Consider the following 2,972-nt stretch of genomic DNA (forward strand, 5'->3'; position numbering starts at 1 on the left):
ACGTGATGTCCCCCGTCTTCGGGTCAACGGTCCAGACGCCTTCGCCGGGGACGGTCAGGGAGTCGACCGGCTGACCGGAGGGGTCGGTGATCTTCACCGTCGCCGGATCCAGATCACCCTTATCGTTGGCCAGGGCCGGGACCTTCACCGCCGTGCCGCGCGGGTTGTTCAACGACTCGTCGTTGACCGCTTCGGGCAGGTAGGTCACGGTGACCTTCGCGCCCGTCTCGTTCCCGGCCCGGTCCTTGACCGTGTACGCGATATCGGTGGGGTTGCCCTGGAAGCCCTCTTCCGGGGTGAACGTGATGTCCCCCGTCTTCGGGTCAACGGTCCAGACGCCTTCGCCGGGGACGGTCAGGGAGTCGACCGGCTGACCGGAGGGGTCGGTGATCTTCACCGTGGAGGGGTCAAGGTCGCCCTTGTCGTTGGCCAGGGTCGGGACCTTCACCGCCGTGCCGCGCGGGTTGTTCAACGACTCGTCGTTGACCGCTTCGGGCAGGTAGGTCACATGAACCTTCGCCCCGGTTTCGTTCCCCGCCCGGTCCTTGACCGTGTACGCGATATCGGTGGGGTTACCCGTGAACCCGTCCTCCGGGGCGAAGGTGATCTCCCCGTTCTCCGGATTCACACTCCACGTGCCCTCACCGGGGACGACCAGTTCAGAGACGGGGTTGCCGTCCTTGTCCTTGATCTTCACCGTCGACGGATCCAGATCGCCCTTGTCGTTGCCCAGGGTCGGGACGGTGACAGTGGAGCCCTGCTTGTTATTCAGCGACTCATCATCCGTGGCTTCGGGGAGGTAGGTCACGTGGACCTTCGCGCCCGTTTCGTTCCCGGCCTTGTCCTTGACCGTGTACGCGATATCGGTGGGGTTACCGGTGAACCCGTTCTCGGGGGTGAAGGTGATGTCCCCGGTGGCCGGGTCAACAGTCCAGACACCCTCACCGGGCACGGTCAAGGAGTCGACCGGCTGACCGGAGGGGTCCGTGATCTTCACGGTGGTGGGGTCGAGATCGCCCTTGTCGTTACCGAGCACTGGGACCTTCACTGCGGTGCCCTGTTTGTTGTTCAGGGATTCGTCGTTGACCGCTTCGGGCAGGTAGGTCACGGTGACCTTCGCGCCCGTCTCGTTCCCAGCCCGATCCTTCACGCTGTAATCGATCGGGGTCGGGTTACCCGTGAAGCCGTCTTCCGGGGTGAAGGTGATCTCACCGTTGTCCGGATTCACACTCCACTTGCCTTCACCCGGGACGGTCAGGGAATCGACGGGGTTGCTGTCCTTGTCCATGATCTTCACCGTGGACGGGTCCAGGTCACCCTTGTCGTTGTCCAGGGTCGGGACCGTGACAGCAGTGCCCTGCTTGTTGTTCAGGGACTCGTCATCGCTGGCTTGCGGCAGGTAGGTCACATGAACCTTCGCACCCGTCTCATTCCCAGCCCGATCCTTGACCGTGTAGTTGATATCGGTGGGGTTACCCGTGAACCCGTTCTCGGGGGTGAACGTGATGTCCCCGGTCGCCGGGTCAACGGTCCAGACGCCTTCACCCGGGACGGTCAGCGAATCGACCGGCTGACCGGCAGGGTCGGTGATCTTCACCGTGGACGGGTCGAGGTCGCCCTTGTCGTTGGCCAGGGTCGGGACCTTCACGGCCGTGCCCTGCGCATTGTTCAGGGACTGGTCGTCCGTGGCTTGGGGTTTGTAGGTCACGGTGACCTTCGCACCCGTCTCCTGACCATCCCGGTCCTTGACCGTGTAATCAATCGGGGTCGGATTCTTCGTGAAACCCTCTTCCGGGGTGAAGGTGATCTCACCGGTCTCCGGATTCACCGTCCACTTGCCCTCACCCGGGACGGTCAGGGAGTCAACGGGGTTGCCGTCCTTGTCCTTGATCTTCACCGTGGACGGATCGAGATCACCGGTGTCGTTGCCCAATACCGGGACCGTGACCGTGGTGCCCTGGTCGTTGTTCAAGGACTCGTCATCCTTCGCGGCCGGACCATCGACATAAGTCACGGTGACCTTCGCACCGGTCTGATTCCCGGCACGGTCCTTGACCGTGTAATCAATCGGGGTCGGGTTACCCGTGAACCCGTCTTCCGGGGTGAACGTGATATCCCCCGTGGCAGGGTCAACAGTCCAGACACCTTCACCTGGGACGGTCAGCGAATCGACCGGCTGACCGGACGGGTCGGTGATCTTCACCGTCGCCGGGTCGAGGTCGCCCTTGTCGTTGGCCAGGGTCGGGACCTTCACTACCGTGCCCCGCGGGTTGTTCAACGACTCATCATCGGCTGCTTCCGGCTTGTAGGTCACGGTGACCTTCGCCCCGGTTTCCTTGCCGTTGCGGTCCTTGACCGTGTAATCGATCGGTGTCGGGTTCTTCGTGAACCCTTCTTCCGGAGTGAAGGTGATCTCACCGTTCTCCGGATTCACCGTCCACTTACCCTCACCCGGCACCACCAGCTCATCCACCGGGTTACCGGAAGGGTCCTTGATCTTCACGGTCGACGGGTCCAGGTCACCGGTGTCATTACCCAACACCGGGACCGTGACCGTGGTGCCCTGAGCATTGTTCAGCGACTCATCATCCGCCGCGGCAGGTGCTGCCGTGTATCCGGCATCCACATCCTCAGCCACCGGAGCATCACTGTTCAGCTCAACCACCCCGGTCACACCCGAAGCATCAATATCCGAATCCTTGGACCGGTCACTACCAGCACCGGGCGTCGTCGGGGACATACCCGCCGGGGCGCCACTGAACCGCACCTTGTACTTACCCAACGGCAAGTCCTCAAAACGGTACGCACCCTCAGCATCAGTCGTCGTCGTGATCGGAGCACCATTCGCGTCAAGCACCGGCTGCCCGTTCTCATCCAACAACTCAACCATCACACCCTGAATACCGGCCTCACCAGCATCCTGAACACCATTGCCATTAGCGTCATTCCACACCCGATCACCAATCGCACCC

1 protein-coding gene is annotated in these 2,972 nt (G+C 62.4%); it reads right to left on the reverse strand.

The window, feature by feature from the left end:
* On the reverse strand, positions 1-2,953 hold a 2,953-nt coding region (locus ACIPXZ_RS16955), incomplete at its 3' end, for an Ig-like domain-containing protein (protein ID WP_400596488.1).
* Positions 2,954-2,972: the final 19 nt, after the last annotated feature.

The sequence above is a fragment of the Arthrobacter sp. NPDC090010 genome, assembly GCF_044748305.1.
GTDB lineage: Bacteria > Actinomycetota > Actinomycetes > Actinomycetales > Micrococcaceae > Arthrobacter_E.